Origin of the sequence: Mesorhizobium sp. NPDC059025 (genome assembly GCF_042739655.1) — a bacterium.
Lineage (GTDB): Bacteria > Pseudomonadota > Alphaproteobacteria > Rhizobiales > Rhizobiaceae > Mesorhizobium.
This window is the reverse complement of the sequence record NZ_JBHYIM010000001.1, coordinates 664,544-681,907: the sequence shown is the minus strand read 5'-3', so window position 1 is coordinate 681,907 and position 17,364 is coordinate 664,544. Positions and strand designations below refer to the sequence as shown.

The 17,364-nt window shown below is 60.7% G+C and carries 19 protein-coding genes; 7 read left to right on the top strand and 12 right to left on the bottom strand.

The genetic code is table 11. The features are described 5' to 3' along the window. Genes ACFWYE_RS03300 through ACFWYE_RS03290 form a run of 3 tightly spaced genes read left to right on the top strand, consistent with a single transcriptional unit; the run spans nucleotide 1 to nucleotide 2,461 of the window. On the top strand, nucleotides 1-465 hold the full coding sequence (locus ACFWYE_RS03300; protein WP_379070819.1) for a RidA family protein: 465 nt from the start codon (nucleotides 1-3) through the stop codon (nucleotides 463-465). A gap of 11 nt (nucleotides 466-476) precedes the next feature. Beyond that, a complete protein-coding gene (locus ACFWYE_RS03295; RefSeq protein WP_379109536.1) occupies nucleotides 477-1,205 on the top strand; it encodes a glycerophosphodiester phosphodiesterase in 729 nt (242 codons plus the stop codon). 41 nt (nucleotides 1,206-1,246) lie between these two features. Then, complete coding sequence (locus ACFWYE_RS03290) at nucleotides 1,247-2,461, top strand: GNAT family N-acetyltransferase (RefSeq protein ID WP_379109534.1); 1,215 nt, start codon at nucleotides 1,247-1,249, stop codon at nucleotides 2,459-2,461. A gap of 69 nt (nucleotides 2,462-2,530) precedes the next feature. Here the strand turns inward: ACFWYE_RS03290 and ACFWYE_RS03285 are convergent, their stop codons facing one another. After that, a complete protein-coding gene (locus ACFWYE_RS03285; RefSeq protein WP_379073040.1) occupies nucleotides 2,531-2,863 on the bottom strand; it encodes a DMT family transporter in 333 nt (110 codons plus the stop codon). A gap of 78 nt (nucleotides 2,864-2,941) precedes the next feature. Here ACFWYE_RS03285 and ACFWYE_RS03280 point away from each other — a divergent pair, with 78 nt between their 5' ends. Then, nucleotides 2,942-3,364 (top strand): HIT family protein, encoded by a 423-nt coding sequence (locus tag ACFWYE_RS03280; protein WP_379109533.1) that lies wholly within the window; start codon nucleotides 2,942-2,944, stop codon nucleotides 3,362-3,364. A gap of 11 nt (nucleotides 3,365-3,375) precedes the next feature. Here the strand turns inward: ACFWYE_RS03280 and ACFWYE_RS03275 are convergent, their stop codons facing one another. Beyond that, nucleotides 3,376-3,726, bottom strand: a complete 351-nt coding sequence (locus ACFWYE_RS03275; RefSeq protein ID WP_379109531.1) for an AzlD domain-containing protein — start codon at nucleotides 3,724-3,726, stop codon at nucleotides 3,376-3,378. After that, nucleotides 3,723-4,460, bottom strand: a complete 738-nt coding sequence (locus ACFWYE_RS03270) for an AzlC family ABC transporter permease (RefSeq protein WP_379109529.1) — start codon at nucleotides 4,458-4,460, stop codon at nucleotides 3,723-3,725. The genes ACFWYE_RS03275 and ACFWYE_RS03270 overlap by 4 nt, the downstream gene beginning before the upstream one ends. Nucleotides 4,461-4,575: 115 nt before the next feature. On the opposite strand from ACFWYE_RS03270, the gene ACFWYE_RS03265 reads away from it, so the two are divergent. Continuing rightward, nucleotides 4,576-5,370, top strand: a complete 795-nt coding sequence (locus tag ACFWYE_RS03265) for a class I SAM-dependent methyltransferase (RefSeq protein ID WP_379109527.1) — start codon at nucleotides 4,576-4,578, stop codon at nucleotides 5,368-5,370. 23 nt (nucleotides 5,371-5,393) lie between these two features. Here ACFWYE_RS03265 and ACFWYE_RS03260 read toward each other — a convergent pair whose 3' ends face one another. The 4 genes from ACFWYE_RS03260 to ACFWYE_RS03245 form a co-directional block, all read right to left on the bottom strand. After that, nucleotides 5,394-6,023 carry a chloramphenicol phosphotransferase CPT family protein gene (locus ACFWYE_RS03260; protein ID WP_379109525.1) on the bottom strand — a complete coding sequence of 210 codons (630 nt, stop codon included), beginning with the start codon at nucleotides 6,021-6,023 and terminating at the stop codon, nucleotides 5,394-5,396. A gap of 73 nt (nucleotides 6,024-6,096) precedes the next feature. After that, nucleotides 6,097-8,565, bottom strand: a complete 2,469-nt coding sequence (clpA, locus tag ACFWYE_RS03255; RefSeq protein WP_379109523.1) for an ATP-dependent Clp protease ATP-binding subunit ClpA — start codon at nucleotides 8,563-8,565, stop codon at nucleotides 6,097-6,099. Nucleotides 8,566-8,571: 6 nt separating this feature from the next. Continuing rightward, nucleotides 8,572-8,898 carry an ATP-dependent Clp protease adapter ClpS gene (gene clpS / locus ACFWYE_RS03250; protein ID WP_165358363.1) on the bottom strand — a complete coding sequence of 109 codons (327 nt, stop codon included), beginning with the start codon at nucleotides 8,896-8,898 and terminating at the stop codon, nucleotides 8,572-8,574. Between the two features lie 264 nt (nucleotides 8,899-9,162). After that, complete coding sequence (locus ACFWYE_RS03245; RefSeq protein WP_129415035.1) at nucleotides 9,163-9,492, bottom strand: phasin family protein; 330 nt, start codon at nucleotides 9,490-9,492, stop codon at nucleotides 9,163-9,165. A 319-nt stretch (nucleotides 9,493-9,811) separates the two neighbouring features. Between ACFWYE_RS03245 and ACFWYE_RS03240 the strand changes: the two genes are divergently transcribed. Continuing rightward, nucleotides 9,812-11,206 carry an SPOR domain-containing protein gene (locus ACFWYE_RS03240; protein ID WP_379109521.1) on the top strand — a complete coding sequence of 465 codons (1,395 nt, stop codon included), beginning with the start codon at nucleotides 9,812-9,814 and terminating at the stop codon, nucleotides 11,204-11,206. 37 nt (nucleotides 11,207-11,243) lie between these two features. On the opposite strand, the gene ACFWYE_RS03235 is transcribed toward ACFWYE_RS03240, so the two are convergent. The 3 genes from ACFWYE_RS03235 to ACFWYE_RS03225 form a co-directional block, all read right to left on the bottom strand. Continuing rightward, entirely contained in the window at nucleotides 11,244-11,939 is a 696-nt protein-coding gene (locus ACFWYE_RS03235) for a DnaJ domain-containing protein (RefSeq protein WP_379070792.1), read from the bottom strand. A gap of 84 nt (nucleotides 11,940-12,023) precedes the next feature. After that, the gene (locus ACFWYE_RS03230; RefSeq protein ID WP_379070789.1) at nucleotides 12,024-12,461 is read right to left on the bottom strand and encodes a DUF1489 family protein; all 438 of its coding nucleotides are present in this window, start codon (nucleotides 12,459-12,461) and stop codon (nucleotides 12,024-12,026) included. A gap of 74 nt (nucleotides 12,462-12,535) precedes the next feature. Next, nucleotides 12,536-13,939, bottom strand: a complete 1,404-nt coding sequence (locus tag ACFWYE_RS03225; protein WP_379109519.1) for an L-serine ammonia-lyase — start codon at nucleotides 13,937-13,939, stop codon at nucleotides 12,536-12,538. 177 nt (nucleotides 13,940-14,116) lie between these two features. Here ACFWYE_RS03225 and ACFWYE_RS03220 point away from each other — a divergent pair, with 177 nt between their 5' ends. Further along, complete coding sequence (locus tag ACFWYE_RS03220) at nucleotides 14,117-14,821, top strand: DUF599 domain-containing protein (RefSeq protein ID WP_379109517.1); 705 nt, start codon at nucleotides 14,117-14,119, stop codon at nucleotides 14,819-14,821. Between the two features lie 7 nt (nucleotides 14,822-14,828). On the opposite strand, the gene ACFWYE_RS03215 is transcribed toward ACFWYE_RS03220, so the two are convergent. Both ACFWYE_RS03215 and ACFWYE_RS03210 read right to left on the bottom strand, forming a co-directional pair. Then, a complete protein-coding gene (locus tag ACFWYE_RS03215; protein ID WP_379109516.1) occupies nucleotides 14,829-15,623 on the bottom strand; it encodes a YdcF family protein in 795 nt (264 codons plus the stop codon). Between the two features lie 162 nt (nucleotides 15,624-15,785). Next, nucleotides 15,786-17,351 carry an amidase gene (locus ACFWYE_RS03210; protein ID WP_379070778.1) on the bottom strand — a complete coding sequence of 522 codons (1,566 nt, stop codon included), beginning with the start codon at nucleotides 17,349-17,351 and terminating at the stop codon, nucleotides 15,786-15,788. Nucleotides 17,352-17,364: the final 13 nt, after the last annotated feature.

Below are 17,364 nucleotides of genomic sequence, written 5' to 3'. Positions count from 1 at the left end.
ATGGGCGAAACAATCGAAAAGCGGCTAAGCGATCTCGGCATCACCTTGCCGGTGCCCGCCGTGCCGGTCGCCAACTACGTCCCGTTCGCCCGCAGCGGCAATCTCCTGCTGACCTCCGGCCAACTGCCTTTGAAGGATGGCAAGCTGACCGCGACTGGCCTGCTTGGCCGCGACGTTGATGTCGCCACCGGTCAGGAAGCCGCGAAATATTGCGCCGTCAACATCCTGGCGCAGGCCAGGGCGGCACTCGGCGACCTCGAAAAGATCCGCCGTGTCGTCAAGATCACTGTATTCGTCGCCTCGACCCCCGATTTCGTCGAACAGCACCTTGTCGCCAACGGCGCATCCGATCTGCTGGCGACCGCGCTCGGCGAAAAAGGCAAGCATGCTCGCTCGGCCGTCGGCAGCGCGTCGCTACCGCTCAATGCCCCCGTAGAAATCGAAGCAATCCTGGAAGTCGAATAGGCACTTCGATCATGACCGACATCTCCTGGTTGACCGCCCGGCCGATCGCACATCGCGGCTTTCACGACCTCAACGGCAAACGTTGGGAAAATACGCTCTCCGCCTTCTCTGCCGCGATCGAGCGCGGCTACGCCATCGAGTGCGACGTGCACCTGTCCGCCGACGGAGTGCCTATCGTCATCCATGACGACGACCTGCGCCGGTTGACCGGCACCGAGGGTTTCGTCTGGCAGCGGACAGCTGCCGAAATGGCGCAGCTGCGTGTCGGCGGCACCGACGACCATCCGCCAACATTGCGTGAACTGCTTGATCTCGTTGACGGGCGCGTACCGCTCGTCGTCGAGATCAAGGGTACGCCCGGACATGACGCCGGGCTTGTCAGGGCGGTGGGACGCCTGCTCAAGCGCTACGAAGGCCAGGTCGCCATCATGTCCTTCGATCATTGGCTGATCCGCGAATTCGAGACGGAAGCACCTGGCATTCCCGGTGGCTTGACCGCCTATGGTACCGGCAACCATGAAACCGAGGCGCATTTTTCCATGCTGGCACATGGTATCGTCTTCACGTCCTATGCCGCCGGCGACCTGCCCAATCGCTTTGTTTCCTTCGTAAGGGAAAAGCTCGGCATGCCGGTCATAACCTGGACCATCCGCGACCAACCTGCAATCGACCTCACCTTCAGATATGCCGACCAGATGACATTCGAAGGATTCGAGCCCGATCACGTACAGGTCGCCTGACCCATCTTGCACGCGCTGCGACGGACCATAGATAACACGCCATGGACCAGAGCGACGATGTGAAGGAATCCGACGAGGCTGGCTATGCCGTGCGCATAGCCGCCAGCATCAATGCCTTCACCCGCGAGGAATGGGATAGCCTCTCTGGCACGACAAGGACATCGAAGAGCGGTTACAATCCGTTCATTTCATTTGATTTTCTAAGCGCGCTGGAGGAATCCGGCTGTGCCGTTTCGCGCACGGGCTGGCAAGGCCATCATCTCAGGCTGGAAACCGCCGACGGCAGGTTGCTGGGGGCTGTACCCTGCTATGTGAAGTCACACAGCCAAGGTGAATACGTGTTCGACCATGGCTGGGCAGACGCCTTCGAACGTGCCGGTGGCAACTATTATCCCAAGCTGCAATGTTCGGTGCCGTTCACGCCTGCCACAGGACCTCGCCTGCTCGTCTCGGACCGCGAAGACGCCAGTACGGTAAGAGCCGGTCTGGCCGCCGGGCTGAAACTCGTCACCGAACGGCTTGGCGTTTCATCGTCACACGTCACCTTCGCGGGTGAAGACGACATAGCCACACTCGAAGCCGCGGGTTTCCTGCATCGAACAGACCAGCAGTTTCATTTCTTCAACGAAGCCTATGACTGCTATGACGATTTCCTTGCCACGCTGGCGTCGCGCAAGCGCAAGGCCTTGAAAAAGGAACGCCGTGAGGCGCTCAGTCCCGGCATCAGCATCGAGCGGCTGACCGGCAGGGCCATCACCGAGCAGGCCTGGGACGACTTCTTCACCTTCTACATGGATACCGGCGGACGCAAATGGGGCCGCCCTTACCTCAATCGCCGTTTCTTCTCGCTGATTGGCGAGCGCATGGCCGATGACATCCTGCTCGTCATGGCCAAGCGCAACGGTCGCTATATTGCCGGAGCCATCAACTTCATCGGCTCCGACACGCTCTATGGCCGAAACTGGGGCTGCATCGAGGACCATCCGTTCCTGCATTTCGAAGTCTGCTACCATCAAGCCATCGATTTCGCGATTGAGAACAGGCTGAAAGTGGTCGAGGCAGGTGCCCAGGGCGAACACAAGCTGGCGCGCGGTTACCGGCCGGTGACGGTGCATTCGGCACATTACATCGCCCACCCCGGCCTCAGGCGAGCCGTCGCCGACTATCTCCTGCGCGAACGCCGCGAAGTGGCGGCAATGAGCGACTATCTCGACGAGCACACTCCGTTCCGCAAAGGCGAGCCAGTCATCGATTGATGCGCCACTGAGACGAGGTGTCCATTCAGACGCCGCAAGAAGCTCCGAACTTGTTGATTCCGTGTCGCGCTAGTGCACGACTGTCTTGGAAAACACGTTGATCACCACCACGCCCGCCACGATCAGCCCCATGCCAATCAGCGCCGGAGTGTCAAGCGCCTGTCGGAACCAGATCCAGCCAATGGCCGTGATCAAGGCGATGCCGGCGGCACACCAGAGCGCGTAGACAATTCCGACCGGCATGGTGCGCAGCGGCAGCGACAGGAAATAGAAGGCGAGCGCATAGCCCGCCACGGAAACGAGCGACGGTCCAAGCCTCGTAAATCCCTGTGTTTCCTTCAACGCTGTCGTGGCGACCACCTCGAACAGGATCGCGACCACCAGATAGATATAGTTTTGCAACATGCTTTTCCGGCGCCTGATTTCGTGCAACCTGCAGGATGAGTACCCCAGCCCGCCCGGCAGCACGAGAGGCACACCATGAGCTATGACGATACCAACATCTTCGCCAGGCTGCTGCGCGGTGAGATCCCTTCGCACCGCGTCTACGAAGATGATGCCGTAATCGCCTTCATGGATGTCATGCCACAAGGCACGGGGCACACCCTGGTCGTTCCGCGTGCCCCCTCACGCAATCTACTGGACGCCGCCCCGGCGACGCTGGCTCCCCTCTTCGCCGTAACACAGAAAGTAGCGCAGGCCGTGAAGAAAGCCTTTGCCGCCGACGGTGTCACCATCATGCAATTCAACGAACCGGCTTCCGGTCAGACGGTCTACCATCTGCATGTGCACGTCATTCCGCGCTTTGAAGGTGTGTCGCTTAAGCCCCACAGTGGCGGAATGGAAAAGCCCGAAGTGCTTGCTGCGAACGCCGAAAAGATCAAGGCGGCCCTGGATAGCTGATCGGCTCAGGATCAGAACTCCAGATAGAGCCCGGCCAGCAGCAGAAGTTCGGCCATGATGATGCCGACGACCATGCGTTTGCCCGATAACAAGTAAGCGGCGAAGCCAAGGCCTGCCGCGGCAATGCGCAGCGTGGGCGATGTGTGCGCAAGCGCACCACCGGGAAAGACGATCAGATTGCCGATGACGGCGGCAACAAGCGCCGTCGCCATCGTGCGGACCAGCACAAGCAGGTCAGAATCTTCGGAAAGCTTGCCACCGAGATAGACGCCGAGGAAGCGCCAGATGTCGGTGGCGGCGAAGCCGGCAACGAGAATGAACAGATACGGCCACCACCAGGCACCGTTGGAAAAATAACTCATGCCGCGCCCGCCTTGCGCCGCCAAAGGTGCCAACCATAGGCAGCCGTGCCGCCAACCATTCCAGCGGCCAAGAGATCGAATTGCGGCAGCAGCACGTGGAAGACCGGCCCGAGAGCAAGGCCCAGAACCATCGCCACGTGCCCTACCCGCTCGCGTGCAGAACCCCACAACGATGTCAGGAAGTACATCGGCGTAAGCATAAGCAGCGCCGCCGAAATGGTGGAAGGCAGCGCATCCGCCACCGCATAGACGGCGGTGACCACGATGATGTTCGACGTGACCAGCGTGCCGCCGAGCCCGGCGTAGTAGGTTGTGCGCATGTCACGCGGAATGTGCTTCAGGCGCTCCATCGCCAGGACCCATGAGGTCACCGCCACGAAATGCGCAAGAAGGTAGAGCACCCATTGCCGGGTCCTCTCGGTCCGCATCTCGGGCACGAGCGCCATCACCATCGGCATCAGGCGTATGGCTGACAACGTCACCGCAAACAATGCCGCCGGCAGCGCGACACCTGACACGATCGCGCCCACGAGGACTACCATGGAAGGCAACGCCCAGACGGTTCCGGTCATGAAGGCGGCTTGCGCCATCGTGACTCCGGCATCTTTTGCCAGTGCAGCGAATCCGACGAAGGAGCTGACGAGGATCAGGCCGGGAAGGGAAAATGCTGCGCGAATGCCGCGTAGGAACCAGGTCGAACGAGGTACTGCCGTGTCGGAGGTAGAAGGCGACATATCCCGGCCATAGCATGGGCTGCCACGTGATGCGACCACGCCGAAAGGTGGATTCCGTCTTTCCATTGATCCAGGAAAAGCTGTAAGCAGCCGCCCTCTGGCTGGAGATACGGCGATGGATGAACAGGAAGTAGGCCGATACTGGGAAGCCAACGCCGAGACATGGACCCGGCACGTGCGTGCCGGCTACGATGTCTACCGGGATGCTCTGAACACACCGGCATTTCTGGCGTTCTTGCCAGAGATTCGAAGGCTCAGTGGTATAGACATCGGCTGCGGCGAGGGTGAAAACACGCGCCAGCTCGCGCGGGCGGGCGCCCGCATGCAGGCAATCGATATCGCCCCGACCTTCATCCGCCATGCCAAGGAATCCGAGACCTCCGCCCCCCTCGGCATTGTCTATCAGAACGCCAGCGCAACGGCCCTGCCCTTTGCCGATGCAACATTCGACTTCGCCACGGCGTTCATGTCGATGATGGACATAGCCAGGCCGGAGATTGCCCTTGTCGAAGCATGCCGGGTGCTGAAGCCGGAAGGATTCTTCCAGTTCTCGATCCTGCATCCCTGCTTCGTGCCGCCCTACCGGCGCAACATCCGCGACGACAACGGCGAGGTACATGCTGTCGAAGTCGGCCGCTATTTCACGGCAACAGACGGCGCGATCGAAACCTGGCACTTTTCAGCCGCACCGGCCGATGAACGGGCCGAAGCCGAACCTTTCCGCGTACCGCGCTTCCACCGCACGCTCAGCCAGTGGGTAGCTATGATCGTGCAGTCTGGCTTTGTCATCGAAGCCTTGGGCGAACCCATGGCAAGCGAGGAAACTGCGGCGGCAGAGCCTATTGTGGCCGATACCCGGGTAGCCCCGATCTTTCTGCATTTTCGACTGCGCAAGCCGGCGAGCCGATAACCGGCCAGCTTTTTGGCGATAATCTATCGCATTCCCGCAATCGTCTCGAACGCGCTTGCCAGCTGTAGCCCCTGGTCAAGGCACCCGCGGATCGCTTGCGCACATTCCAGAGGCGTAAGCAACGAAGTGTCGACTTCCAGATCGTAGATTCCAGGCTCATGTACGGCCGACTGCCATCGGCGCACAGGGAGTGGGACCGGGTCATCGCTGGAACCGACCAGATAGCGCCCCTCCCGCCCCGGCTCCGAATGACGACGACGTTTCATGATTTCGTGCAGTGGGCATCTCACACCGACGAACAGAACCGGCAGGCCTTTGAGGCGAAACGCACAATCGGCAAGGATATTCAACGGTTTGGAATAGGAAGTGTGATGCCCGACATCCGTCACCACATTCAGACCAAGCCGACTGTGCGCCGCGATTGTTTCATATAGCGCCGCGTAGAGTGTCGGAACGATTGCCTCCAGGTCCGGGCGCTCGCCACCTGGCCTGAGACCGATACCGGGACGATAGCGCGGTGGCGTTACCAGCTCATAGGCATCGACGCCAAGGTTCATCCACGTGCCGTCAAAGGTTTCCTGAATCGCCCGCGCTATACTCGACTTCCCCGACCGCGGTGCGCCATTCAAAATGACGATCTGACCGAACTTCATCGCTTTCGCCTCCCTCGCAAATAAAAAAGCCCCGTCGCCGGGGCTTTTCTTGTCACTTGTCGGCCTGCGCCGGTCAGTTCTTGCGCGGCAGTTGCGGCACGAGGCTGCGCTTGCCGCCGTCCTTGCCCTTGGGCTCCGGCTTGGAAGCGACAGCCTTCTTGGCGACAGCCTTCTTGGCCGTCGCCTTGCGTGGCTTCGGTGCGTCCTCTTCCGGCTCCTTCTTCGGCTTCACGGGCGTCTCATCGGCCAGTGTTTCGAGCTTGAGCCCGGCTTCGCCGGTCTCCTTCTTTTCGACGCTGACACGCACTGTGCCACCATGTTTCAGCTTGCCGAAAAGCACTTCGTCGGCGAGCGGCTTCTTGATGTGCTCCTGGATGACGCGGCCCAGCGGACGTGCGCCCATGCGCTCGTCGTAACCCTTGTCGGCGAGCCATGCGATCGCCTCTGGTGACAGGTCGAAGGTGACACCGCGCTCCGAAAGCTGCGCTTCCAGCTGCATGACGAACTTCTGCACGACCTGGTGCACCACCGGCACCGGCAGCGAGCCGAACGGGATGATGGCGTCGAGACGGTTCCGGAACTCTGGCGTGAACAACCGGTTGATCGCCTCGACATCGTCGCCTTCGCGCTTGGTCGAGCCGAAGCCGATCGCCGCGCGCTGCGCATCCGCCGCACCCGCATTCGTGGTCATGATCAGGATCACATTGCGGAAATCGATCTGCTTGCCGTTGTGGTCGGTCAGCTTGCCGTGATCCATCACCTGCAACAGGATGTTGAACAGATCCGGATGCGCCTTCTCCACCTCGTCAAGAAGCAGCACGCAATGTGGGTGCTGGTCGACTCCGTCGGTCAGCAGACCGCCCTGGTCAAAGCCGACATAGCCGGGAGGCGCGCCGATCAATCGCGAGACCGTGTGGCGTTCCATATATTCCGACATGTCGAAGCGCAGCAGCTCGACACCGAGCGAAGCGGCGAGTTGCTTGGCCACCTCGGTCTTGCCGACGCCGGTCGGGCCCGAGAACAGGTAGGAGCCTATCGGTTTCTCCGGTTCGCGCAGGCCGGCACGCGCCAGCTTGATCGCCGAGGTGAGCGCCGAGATAGCCGTGTCCTGGCCATAGACGACCCGCTTCAACTCGACATCGAGACCGGCGAGAACCTTCTCGTCATCCGCGGAAACCGTCTTCGGCGGAATGCGCGCCATCGTGGCGATCGTCGCTTCGATCTCCTTGATGCCGATCGTCTTCTTGCGCTTGCCTTCAGGCAACAGCATCTGCGAAGCACCGGTTTCGTCGATCACGTCGATCGCCTTGTCCGGCAGCTTGCGGTCGTTGATGTAGCGAGCCGAAAGCTCGACCGAAGCCTTGATCGCGTCGCTGGTGTACTTGACCTTGTGGAACTCCTCGAAATAGGGCTTGAGGCCCTTCATGATCTCGATGGCATCCTCGACGGTCGGCTCGTTGACATCGATCTTCTGGAATCGGCGAACAAGCGCACGGTCCTTTTCGAAGAACTGACGAAACTCCTTGTAAGTCGTTGAGCCGATGCAACGAATCGCCCCGGACGACAGAGCCGGCTTGAGCAGGTTCGATGCATCCATGGCACCGCCCGAGGTGGCGCCGGCGCCGATGACGGTGTGGATCTCGTCGATGAACAGGATGGCGCCGGGATAATCCTCCAACTCCTTCACGACCTGCTTCAGACGCTCCTCGAAATCGCCGCGATAGCGCGTTCCGGCCAGCAGTGTGCCCATGTCGAGCGCAAAGATGGTGGCATCGGACAAAACTTCCGGCACGTCCCCTTCGACGATACGCTTGGCCAGACCTTCGGCGATCGCGGTTTTACCGACGCCAGGATCGCCGACGTAAAGCGGATTGTTCTTCGAGCGGCGGCACAACACCTGGATCGTGCGGTTGATTTCAGGGGCACGACCAATCAGCGGATCGATGCGGCCCGCCTTTGCCTTGTTGTTGAGATTCACGCAGTACGCTGTCAGCGCGTCCTGCTGCTTCTTCTTGCTGCCCTCTTCCTGCTGCTCGGCACCGTTGTTGGTGCCGCTCTGCTCGTCCTCGGCGCCGCGCGGCGACCGATTCTCGGACGAACCGGGACGCTTGGCTATCCCATGCGAGATGTAGTTGACCGCGTCATAACGGGTCATCTGCTGTTCCTGCAGGAAATACGCTGCATGGCTCTCGCGCTCTGCAAAGATGGCGACGAGCACGTTGGCGCCGGAGACTTCCTCGCGACCGGACGACTGCACATGGATAACGGCGCGCTGGATGACGCGCTGGAAACCCGCCGTCGGCTTGGAATCCTCGTCATAGCCGGTGACGAGGTTGTCGAGTTCGGTGTCGATGTAGGTCAGGACGGTCTGCTTCAATTCGTCCAGATCGACATTGCAGGCGCGCATCACCGCAGCCGCCTCATTGTCATCGATCAGGGCCAGCAGGAGGTGTTCGAGCGTCGCATATTCATGGTGACGTTCGTTGGCGAAGGTCAGCGCCTGATGAAGCGCCTTTTCCAGGCCCTGGGAGAAAGCCGGCATGTTACCTCACTTCTTCTCCATCACGCATTGCAGCGGATGTTGGTTCTGTCGGGCGAAATCCATGACCTGAGACACTTTGGTCTCGGCCACTTCGTAGGTGTAGACCCCGCACTCGCCCACGCCGTGATTGTGGACATGCAGCATGATGCGCGTGGCGGCCTCGCGGTCCTTCTGGAAAAAACGCTCCAGCACATGAACCACGAATTCCATCGGGGTGTAGTCGTCGTTGAGGATCAGAACCCGATAGAGGCTGGGTTTCTTGGTCTTGGTTTTCGTGCGCGTGATGACGGCCGTTCCGCGACCGGTACCATTACCGTCGCTGCCGTTCTGCATTCGCGCCACACTCGTGGCAGTCTTACCGGTGGTCACGTATTCCTGCCTTCTGGATCGAATCCCCATCAGAACCCGACATGTAGGGTATCGATGCAGGATTTTAAGCCCTTCTGGTTAGCTGACAATATGGCTAGGTCCTCATTCAGTACCGTTTTTAGCAAACGTGAAGATGTCGCGCCGACGGAGACGAAAAAACCCGGCTGCGCAGGCGCAACCGGGCTCGCTGAGCGGGCCAGAAACCCGCAAACTGGCAGAAAATGATGCTTACTTCGCCTTGGCGGTAAGCGATTCGAACGGCTTGTAGGCGTCCTTGGCAAGGTCGGCATACAATTCGCTGATCTTGGTAGCCTCGGCCACGAAGGCCTCATAGGCCTGCTTGGCATAATCGGTCTGGAGTTCGACGGCGCTCTCGATCGACTTTGCCGAGAGAAGCTTTTCGACATGCGCAGCGCCGTTCTCGAAGCTCTTCTTGGTGTATTCGGTCGCCTCGGTGGCGATTGCCTGCACGCCCTTGGAGAGCGAAGCAAAGCTCTTCAGGCCGGTGTCAGCGAATTCCTTGCCGTATTTGCTGAAATCCTCGTAGGTCTGGCTCATCGGGCATTCCTTTCGTGCGGATCGGCTAATTTGTGCGATGCATAAGATGTATGCTGCGATGCACAAAAAGTCAATTCCCGCGCGGATGCGCCACCAGCCCCTAAGATTCGAATAAAGCTCGCCTCAAACGCAGCCGAAATGGTGAACGGGGTGGTTACCATAAACGGATTGGTAACGAGCGTTAAAGTAGGTTGGCCAAATGCGGGGTCGGACCTTTGCCGACTCCCCGGGGTGCAAGCAAAATTCAAAGGAAGCAGCAGTGCGTCAGGCGTTAACAGGCATCGTGTCCAAGTCCGTATCCTCCCTTCTCAAAACCTCCATGGTCGCATCGCTCGCGCTGACATTCGCGGTGACGGATGTCGCGTCGGCGTTTGCCGCGCCGTCCTCCGCGATCGTTGTCGACGCCAAGACCGGCAAGACGCTCTACTCCAAGGACGCCAATGCGCGTCGCTATCCTGCGTCGCTGACCAAGATGATGACGCTTTACCTGACCTTCGAGGCGCTCGCCGCGGGACGGATCAGCAAGAACACTCCTGTGGTGTTCTCGGCCAAGGCCGCCGCGGAGCCCCCCACGAAGCTGGGTGTGCGCAAGGGCGGTGCCGTCACGGTCGAGACCGCGATCCTGTCGATGGTGACCAAGTCCGCCAACGATTCCTCGACCGCACTCGCGGAAATGATCGGTGGTTCCGAGGCAAATTTTGCACGGATGATGACCTCCAAGGCACGAGCGCTGGGCATGAAGGGCACGGTGTTCCGCAATGCCAACGGCTTGCCGGATCCGGGTCAGTTCACGACCGCGCACGACATGGCCGTCCTCGGCATGGCACTGCGTGAACACTACCCGCAATATTACGGTTATTTTTCCACGCGCTCGTTCGCTTACGGCAAGCGCCAGATCAACGGTCACAATCGCCTGCTCGGCCGCATCAAGGGTGTCGACGGCATCAAGACCGGTTACACCCGCGCCTCAGGCTTCAATCTGGTTTCATCGGTCGCCGACGGCAACCGCAAGCTGGTCGCGGTGGTGATGGGCGGCTCCTCGGGTGGCTCCCGCGACAAGCAGATGGCTTCGCTGATCCAGACCTATATGCCACAGACCTCGACCCGCGGCTCCGGTCCACTCGTGGCGCGCGCTTCCGGTGACACGGCAGTGGCGGCAATCGCCAATGTCTTCCTGCCCAAGAAGAACGCACCAACCCCTGATGAGAAGCCGGAGACCGTCGTCGCTTCGGCCGACGAGGCCGTCGCGGACGAGATTACGGCAGAAGACGCAGTGGTCGAGCCGGCACCTGAGAAGCCCTCCCGCAAGAGCAAGAAGGTGATTGCAGCTGCAGCTCCGGTTGTTACGGCCTCGGCCGCCGAAGTGGCCATCCCGGCGCAACTTCCGGTCGTGCAGGCCTACGCCCCTGTCGAAGAAACACCGATCGATCGCCTGATGACGGCTTCCACAAATGCGGGCTCCACGGCTTCGGGCAACTGGGCCGTGCAGATCGCCTCGGCACCGCGCGAGGCCGATGCCAAGGCACAGCTCGACAAGGTCGCCAAGCAGGCTGGCCGCGTGTTGGCGAAGGCTTCCGGTTACACCGTCGCCTTCGACAAGGACGGCACCACCTACTATCGCGCCCGTTTCGGTTTCGAGACCAAGGAAGCGGCATGGAAAGCCTGCAATGCGCTGAAGCGGAAGAGCATCTCCTGCTTCGCCGTACAGCAGTAAGCGGATTTCTCCCGGAAACGTATCTTATCGAAGGAGATCAGTGGTGATTGGAGAGCAGGACGTCCTTGGCTTCGTTGATCCGCGCCGCCAGGAACGACGCGTTTCCGACATCGGGGTGCAGGCGCTGCATCAGGCGGCGGTGCGCCTTGCGGACATCCGTCGCGGCGGCGCCCGTTTCAAGACCAAGGACCTTGTAGGCCTCCTCCTTAGTCATGGCGCCCGCACCTGGCGCAACACCCAGCCTCTCGCCACGATACGTCTGCGTGTCGAGGCGCCAGGTGGGAAAACGGCGGTCAAGATACGTCTCTAGCAACTGCCGGCTGTCCGGATCGACCGCCAACTCCCGATAGAGCTGTCCAAGGTCCGTCAGGTTCATGGCACCGAGCATTTTACCCTCGCTGCGGCCTGCCAGCACCAGTCCTTCCAGTCGACCGGTATCGTGGTCAAGCTCCATTTCCAACGCTGCGGTACGAACCAGGGAATGGCGCGTGACGAGCGTGCCCACCGGACGTTCCCTGCGAAACATCATGTAGAGCGAGCCGGCAACGGCCAGCGCCAGCAGGCCGAAACCGGCGCGTCCGGCGGCCAGGATCGCTATCCCCGCAGCTCCGAAGCCGACGGGCAAAGCCATGCGTACCGTAGCGGCGACGGACTTGGGATCTGCCCGCAGGAAAATGGCTGCCACGCCAGCAACGGCGAGCACGATTGCAGCGACGGCGATCACAACGCCCATGGCCGACCATCCCGGTTCGACAAAGTCTACCGCGATCCTCCCCAGACACCAACAGGCATCGGCGAGAGGCGCTCTGCGACAGGTTCAGAGCAGGCCGAGTTCAGCCAGTTCCTGTCTTAGCTTGGGCGGCATCTCCGCCCAGCCTATTCTGCCTTGGCCGAGATCGGCGGGGGCATCGGAAAGCTTCAGGTAACGCCACCCCTGGAAAGCGCGTCGCGGCTGCCATTCAGTGCGCACCACGACAGGGTCAAGCACCAGATGGCAGCGTCCGATACCCTCCTTGTCGGTAAACGGCCTGATCTCGGTGATCAGCTGCCGGCATTGCACGCTGCCCTTGATCACCCAATAAAGCGAACCGCCTTCGACAATTTCGGCGACCCGAGTCGGCACCATGCGTGTGGTGTGATACTGCTCCACCGGCTCTCCGGCCCGGCGCTTGTCATCGAGCCGGTCGGCGATCCATTCCTCAAGGTCTTCGACGCTGTCGCAGCCGACGCACAGTTTGATGAGATTAAGAGCCATGGCCGGAAGGTAGTCCTCCGGCAGCCCGGGTCAACGGCCTCGGCGACTTCTCCACAATGCCAGAAGCGACCGGTTCAGCATTCCACCACGTTGACGGCAAGGCCACCGAGGCTGGTCTCCTTGTATTTTTCGTTCATATCGAGCCCGGTCTGGCGCATCGTCTCGATGGCCGCATCCAATGGCACGAAATGCTTGCCGTCTCCCTTGATGGCCAGCGAAGCTGCGGTCACCGCCTTCACGGCCCCCAGCGCGTTACGCTCGATGCAGGGCACCTGGACGAGCCCGGCGATAGGGTCGCAAGTCATGCCGAGGTGATGCTCCAGCGCAATCTCGGCGGCATTCTCCACTTGCTCGGGTGTTCCTCCCATCACGGCGCAGAGCCCTGCGGCAGCCATGGCGGAAGCCGAGCCCACCTCGCCCTGGCAACCCACTTCGGCGCCGGAAATGGACGCATTCGACTTTATGATGCCGCCGATGGCGGCAGCCGTGAGCAGGAAATCCCGGATCGACGGCTGGTCGGCCTCGGGATGAAAATGCAGCCAGTAGCGCAACACCGCGGGAAGCGTGCCTGCGGCGCCGTTGGTCGGCGCCGTGACCACCCTGCCGCCGGCAGCATTTTCCTCATTCACCGCCATCGCGTAGATCGACAGCCAGTCATTGGCGAGCAGCGGATTTGGCCGGTTTTGTTGCCACTGCTCCTGCAGCTTGTCATGCAACTGACGGGCACGCCGGCGTACTTTCAGCCCGCCTGGCATGATGCCTTCCTGAGTCAGGCCACGCTCGATGCAGCCGAGCATTGCGTTCCACACTGCGTCGAGCCCGGTATCGAGCTCTTCGCGGGACATGTGTGTTTCTTCATTGACCCGCTTCATCTCGGCGATCGAAAGACCGCTTTTTCCGGCCATATTCAGCATCTCGACGGCATTCTTGAACGGATACGGCACCTTTTTGCCTTCCGTCGTGACCGTGCCTTTCGCCTTCATGCGCTGTAATTCTTCATCCGAGACCACGAAGCCGCCGCCGATCGAATAATAGATGCGTTTCAGGAGCAGGCGATCGGCCCCGTCATAGGCATAAAAGGCCATGCCGTTCGCATGGCCGGTCAGGGGTGTCTTCTTGTCCAGCACCAGATCTTTGGCCGGATCGAAACGATAGGAGGAGCGTCCGGGCGGCGAAATGCGTTTTTCCGCTGTCACCGCCGCGACGATGGCTTCCGCCTTGTCCGGGTCGACCGTCTGCGGGACCTGGCCAGCCAGTCCCAGGATCACGGCTCGGTCCGTGCCATGTCCGATGCCGGTGTACGCAAGCGACCCGTGCAGGCTGGCCCCCACCCGCTCCACCTTGACGCCGGCAGGGCGCGGCCAGTCATTTCCTTCGAGTTCCTCGAGGAAGCGCGCCGCTGCCGTCATCGGGCCCATCGTATGCGAACTCGACGGCCCGATGCCGATCTTGAACAGGTCGAAAACCGAAAGAAACACGCTTCCAATCTCCTCAGTCGCTCCCGGATGGGCAGCGCACAATCCAATCGATCATTCCGCCATTCGTCGCGCGGGCGCTAGACGCCGTCCCGACGTCCGTTTCGCTGCAAGCGACATCAGCGCGCAAGCGTCGCGGTATAAGGCATTCCGTAGGGTTCTATGTATTAGATAGTTTCCATGAGCGATTCTTTTCTATTTTCGCTGAACGACTTTTTAGCGCTGGGTTTTTTCCTCGGCGTCTGGGTGTTCTTCGCGCTCGCGGCCGACGGAAAGGTCTTCCGCCGCATTTCACTGACCACAGCCATGAACGCACAGCGTGAAGCCTGGATGCGCACCATGGCCAAGCGGGAACTGCGTATGATCGACACCTCGATCATGATCGGACTGCAGCAAGGCACTGCTTTTTTCGCGTCCAGCTCGATCTTCGCCATTGGCGGCTGCTTCGCCTTACTCGGCGCTTCGAACCATGTGCTGGCGGTGGTTTCGACGCTTCCCTATGTCGGCACGCCACCGCAGGGCGTATTCGAGGCCAAGATCGTCGGCCTGATTGCGTTGCTCGCCTATGCGTTTTTCAAGTTCGGCTGGTCGTACAGGCTGTTCAACTATTGTTCGATCCTCATCGGCGCGGTACCGACGGTCCAGGAAGGGGTCGTTGCGCCACACGAGAGCGAGGCCGCGGTGATGCGCGCGGCCAGGATGAACATTCTTGCCGGCAAGCACTTCAACGCTGGCCTGCGCGGCATTTTCTTTTCTCTTGCCTACCTCGGCTGGTTTGCGAATGCGGGCGTTTTCGCGACCACCACGCTGATCCTCCTGGCCGTTCTGGTGCGCCGCCAGTTCTTCTCCAACGCCCGAGCCGCAGTTCTCGCCGCCATGGAATAGCTGGGCTCTAGGCAGGACCTGGATACAGCCTGTCTATCTTGCCGGTTGCCCAATAAACGAAGAGGCCGATCCACTCCTTGATCGCCATGGTCGTCGTCTGCAGCGAATCGACGGGGTTGTCCGTGAAAAGGCCGACGCCTTCGCGGCCTGACGTGCGATAATCGACAGGCCATGGCGTGGTTTCAAAACCGACCTTGTCGAACAGCGCCTTGGAACGCGGCATATGGAAGGCTGAAGTCACCAGAAGCCAGGTCTCGCCCGGTTTCGGCATCACCAGCTTGCGTGTGAAGACGGCATTTTCGTAGGTGTTACGGGATTCGCTCTCCAGCACCAGCCGCTCCGGCGCGACTCCAAGTGCCGTCAACAGTCGTTGCGCGGTGACGGCATCGCCCTCACCTTCAAGGATAAGTTCACCGGCACCGCCGGAAACCACTACCTTGGCGTCCGGATAGCGTCTGGCCAAAATCGCAGTCTCGACAAAACGATCCCCTGCTGTGCTCAATTCGTAGCCACCACGGGCAAGATTGATCGCACCTTCCATGCCGCCGCCGAGGACGACGATTCCATCGACGCGTTGAGGGGCGGCCGGACGCTGATAGCGCTCCTCCAGCGGCGTCATGATCATCGCGCCGAACGACGTCCACACGGCCAGAACGAGGATGAATGCCGCCAGGAAGGTGGCGGTCTTGAATAATCTGCGGCCGCCAAGGAATCCGGCAATGAGGCCGACGAGCAGAAGAAAGATCGCCAGGTTAATCGGTTGGGCGAAAAACCAGAAAACTTTGGAAAGAAAGAAGAACATCAGACGGCCCCAGTCGTGTTCGAAGGCCGAACCCCTTAGTCCTCCCCCGACAGGCCGGAGATTCTTCCCTGGCCCACGACAGTGGTCTATCGGGATTCAGGCAAAACTGCGGAACGCGAACTGCTGCCGTCTTGAATCAAGCCGGGAGGGGATGTTGCCCGCTCACCACCACCGATTGGCTTCGAAGCGGCCAGCTGCCTGTTCGATGACATGCGCCGTCTGAAACAGCGTCTCCTCATCGAATGGCCGGCCTATGAGCTGCAGTCCGAGCGGCAATCCGTGTGAATCGAGCCCGGCAGGTACGGAAATACCCGGCAGGCCTGCCATGTTCACCGTGACCGTAAAGACGTCGTTGAGATACATCTTGACCGGATCGGCGGCCATGTCCTGATCGGCAACGCCGAAGGCGGCCGACGGTGTTGCTGGAGTCAGGATGACATCCACGCCCGCGGCGAACACGTCCTCGAAATCCTTCTTGATGAGAGTGCGCACCTTCTGCGCCTGCAGATAATACGCGTCGTAATAACCTGCCGAAAGCACATAGGTACCGATCATGATGCGACGCTTGACCTCTCGACCGAAACCGGCCGCTCTGGTCTTCTCATACATGTCGACGATATCCTTGCCCGGCACGCGCAGGCCGTAGCGCACGCCATCATAGCGGGCGAGGTTCGACGAGGCTTCCGCAGGCGCCACGATGTAGTAGGCCGGCAACGCATATTTGGTGTGCGGCAGCGAGATATCGACGATCTCCGCGCCGGCGTCCTTGAGCCATGCGATGCCCTGCTGCCAAAGAGCCTCGATCTCTTCTGGCATGCCGTCGACCCGATACTCCCTCGGAATGCCGACTTTCATGCCCTTGATCGGACGACCGAGCACAGCCTCATAGTCCGGCACCGGACGATCGACGGAGGTCGTGTCCTTGGCGTCGACCGAGGCCATGGATTTCAACAGGATGGCGGCATCGCGCACGTCGCGCGCGATAGGGCCTGCCTGATCGAGCGACGACGCAAAGGCGACGACGCCCCAGCGCGACACGCGGCCATAGGTCGGCTTTATGCCGACCGTACCGGTGAAGGCTGCCGGCTGGCGGATTGAACCGCCTGTGTCTGTGGCGGTCGCACCGGCGCACAGGAACGCGGAAACAGCCGCGGCCGAGCCACCGGAAGAACCACCCGGAACCAGTTGCATATTGTCGTAGGTGCGATTTTCTTCGACACCGCCCGGCTTGACGAAGCCGGCGCTGCCGTCGTGGAAAGTCGGCTTGACAGTTGTCTGCACGCGCGAACGACGCCACGGGTTGATGACGGGACCGTAATAGGAAGTCTCGTTGGAAGAGCCCATGGCAAACTCATCCATGTTGAGCTTGCCGAGCATGACGGCGCCATCGTTCCACAGATTGCTTGTCACGGTGGACTCATAACGCGGCTTGAAGCCATCCAGCACGTGACTGCAGGCTTGTGTGTGCACGCCTTCCGTGGCGAACAGATCCTTGATGCCGAGTGGAATACCCTCCAGCGCCTTGCCCTCGCCCTTGGCCAGCCTGGCATCGGACGCCTTGGCCATGTCACGTGCTTTGTCGTGCGTGACCGCCACATAGGCGTTGAGGAGCGGATTGGCCTGATCGATCGCCGCGAGATAGGCGTTGGTGATCTCCGTTGCGGAAATCTCCCTGGCCTGCAGCTTCGCGCGTGCTTCAGCAATGGTCAGTCTGGTCAGGTCGCTCATCAGGCAAGTTTCT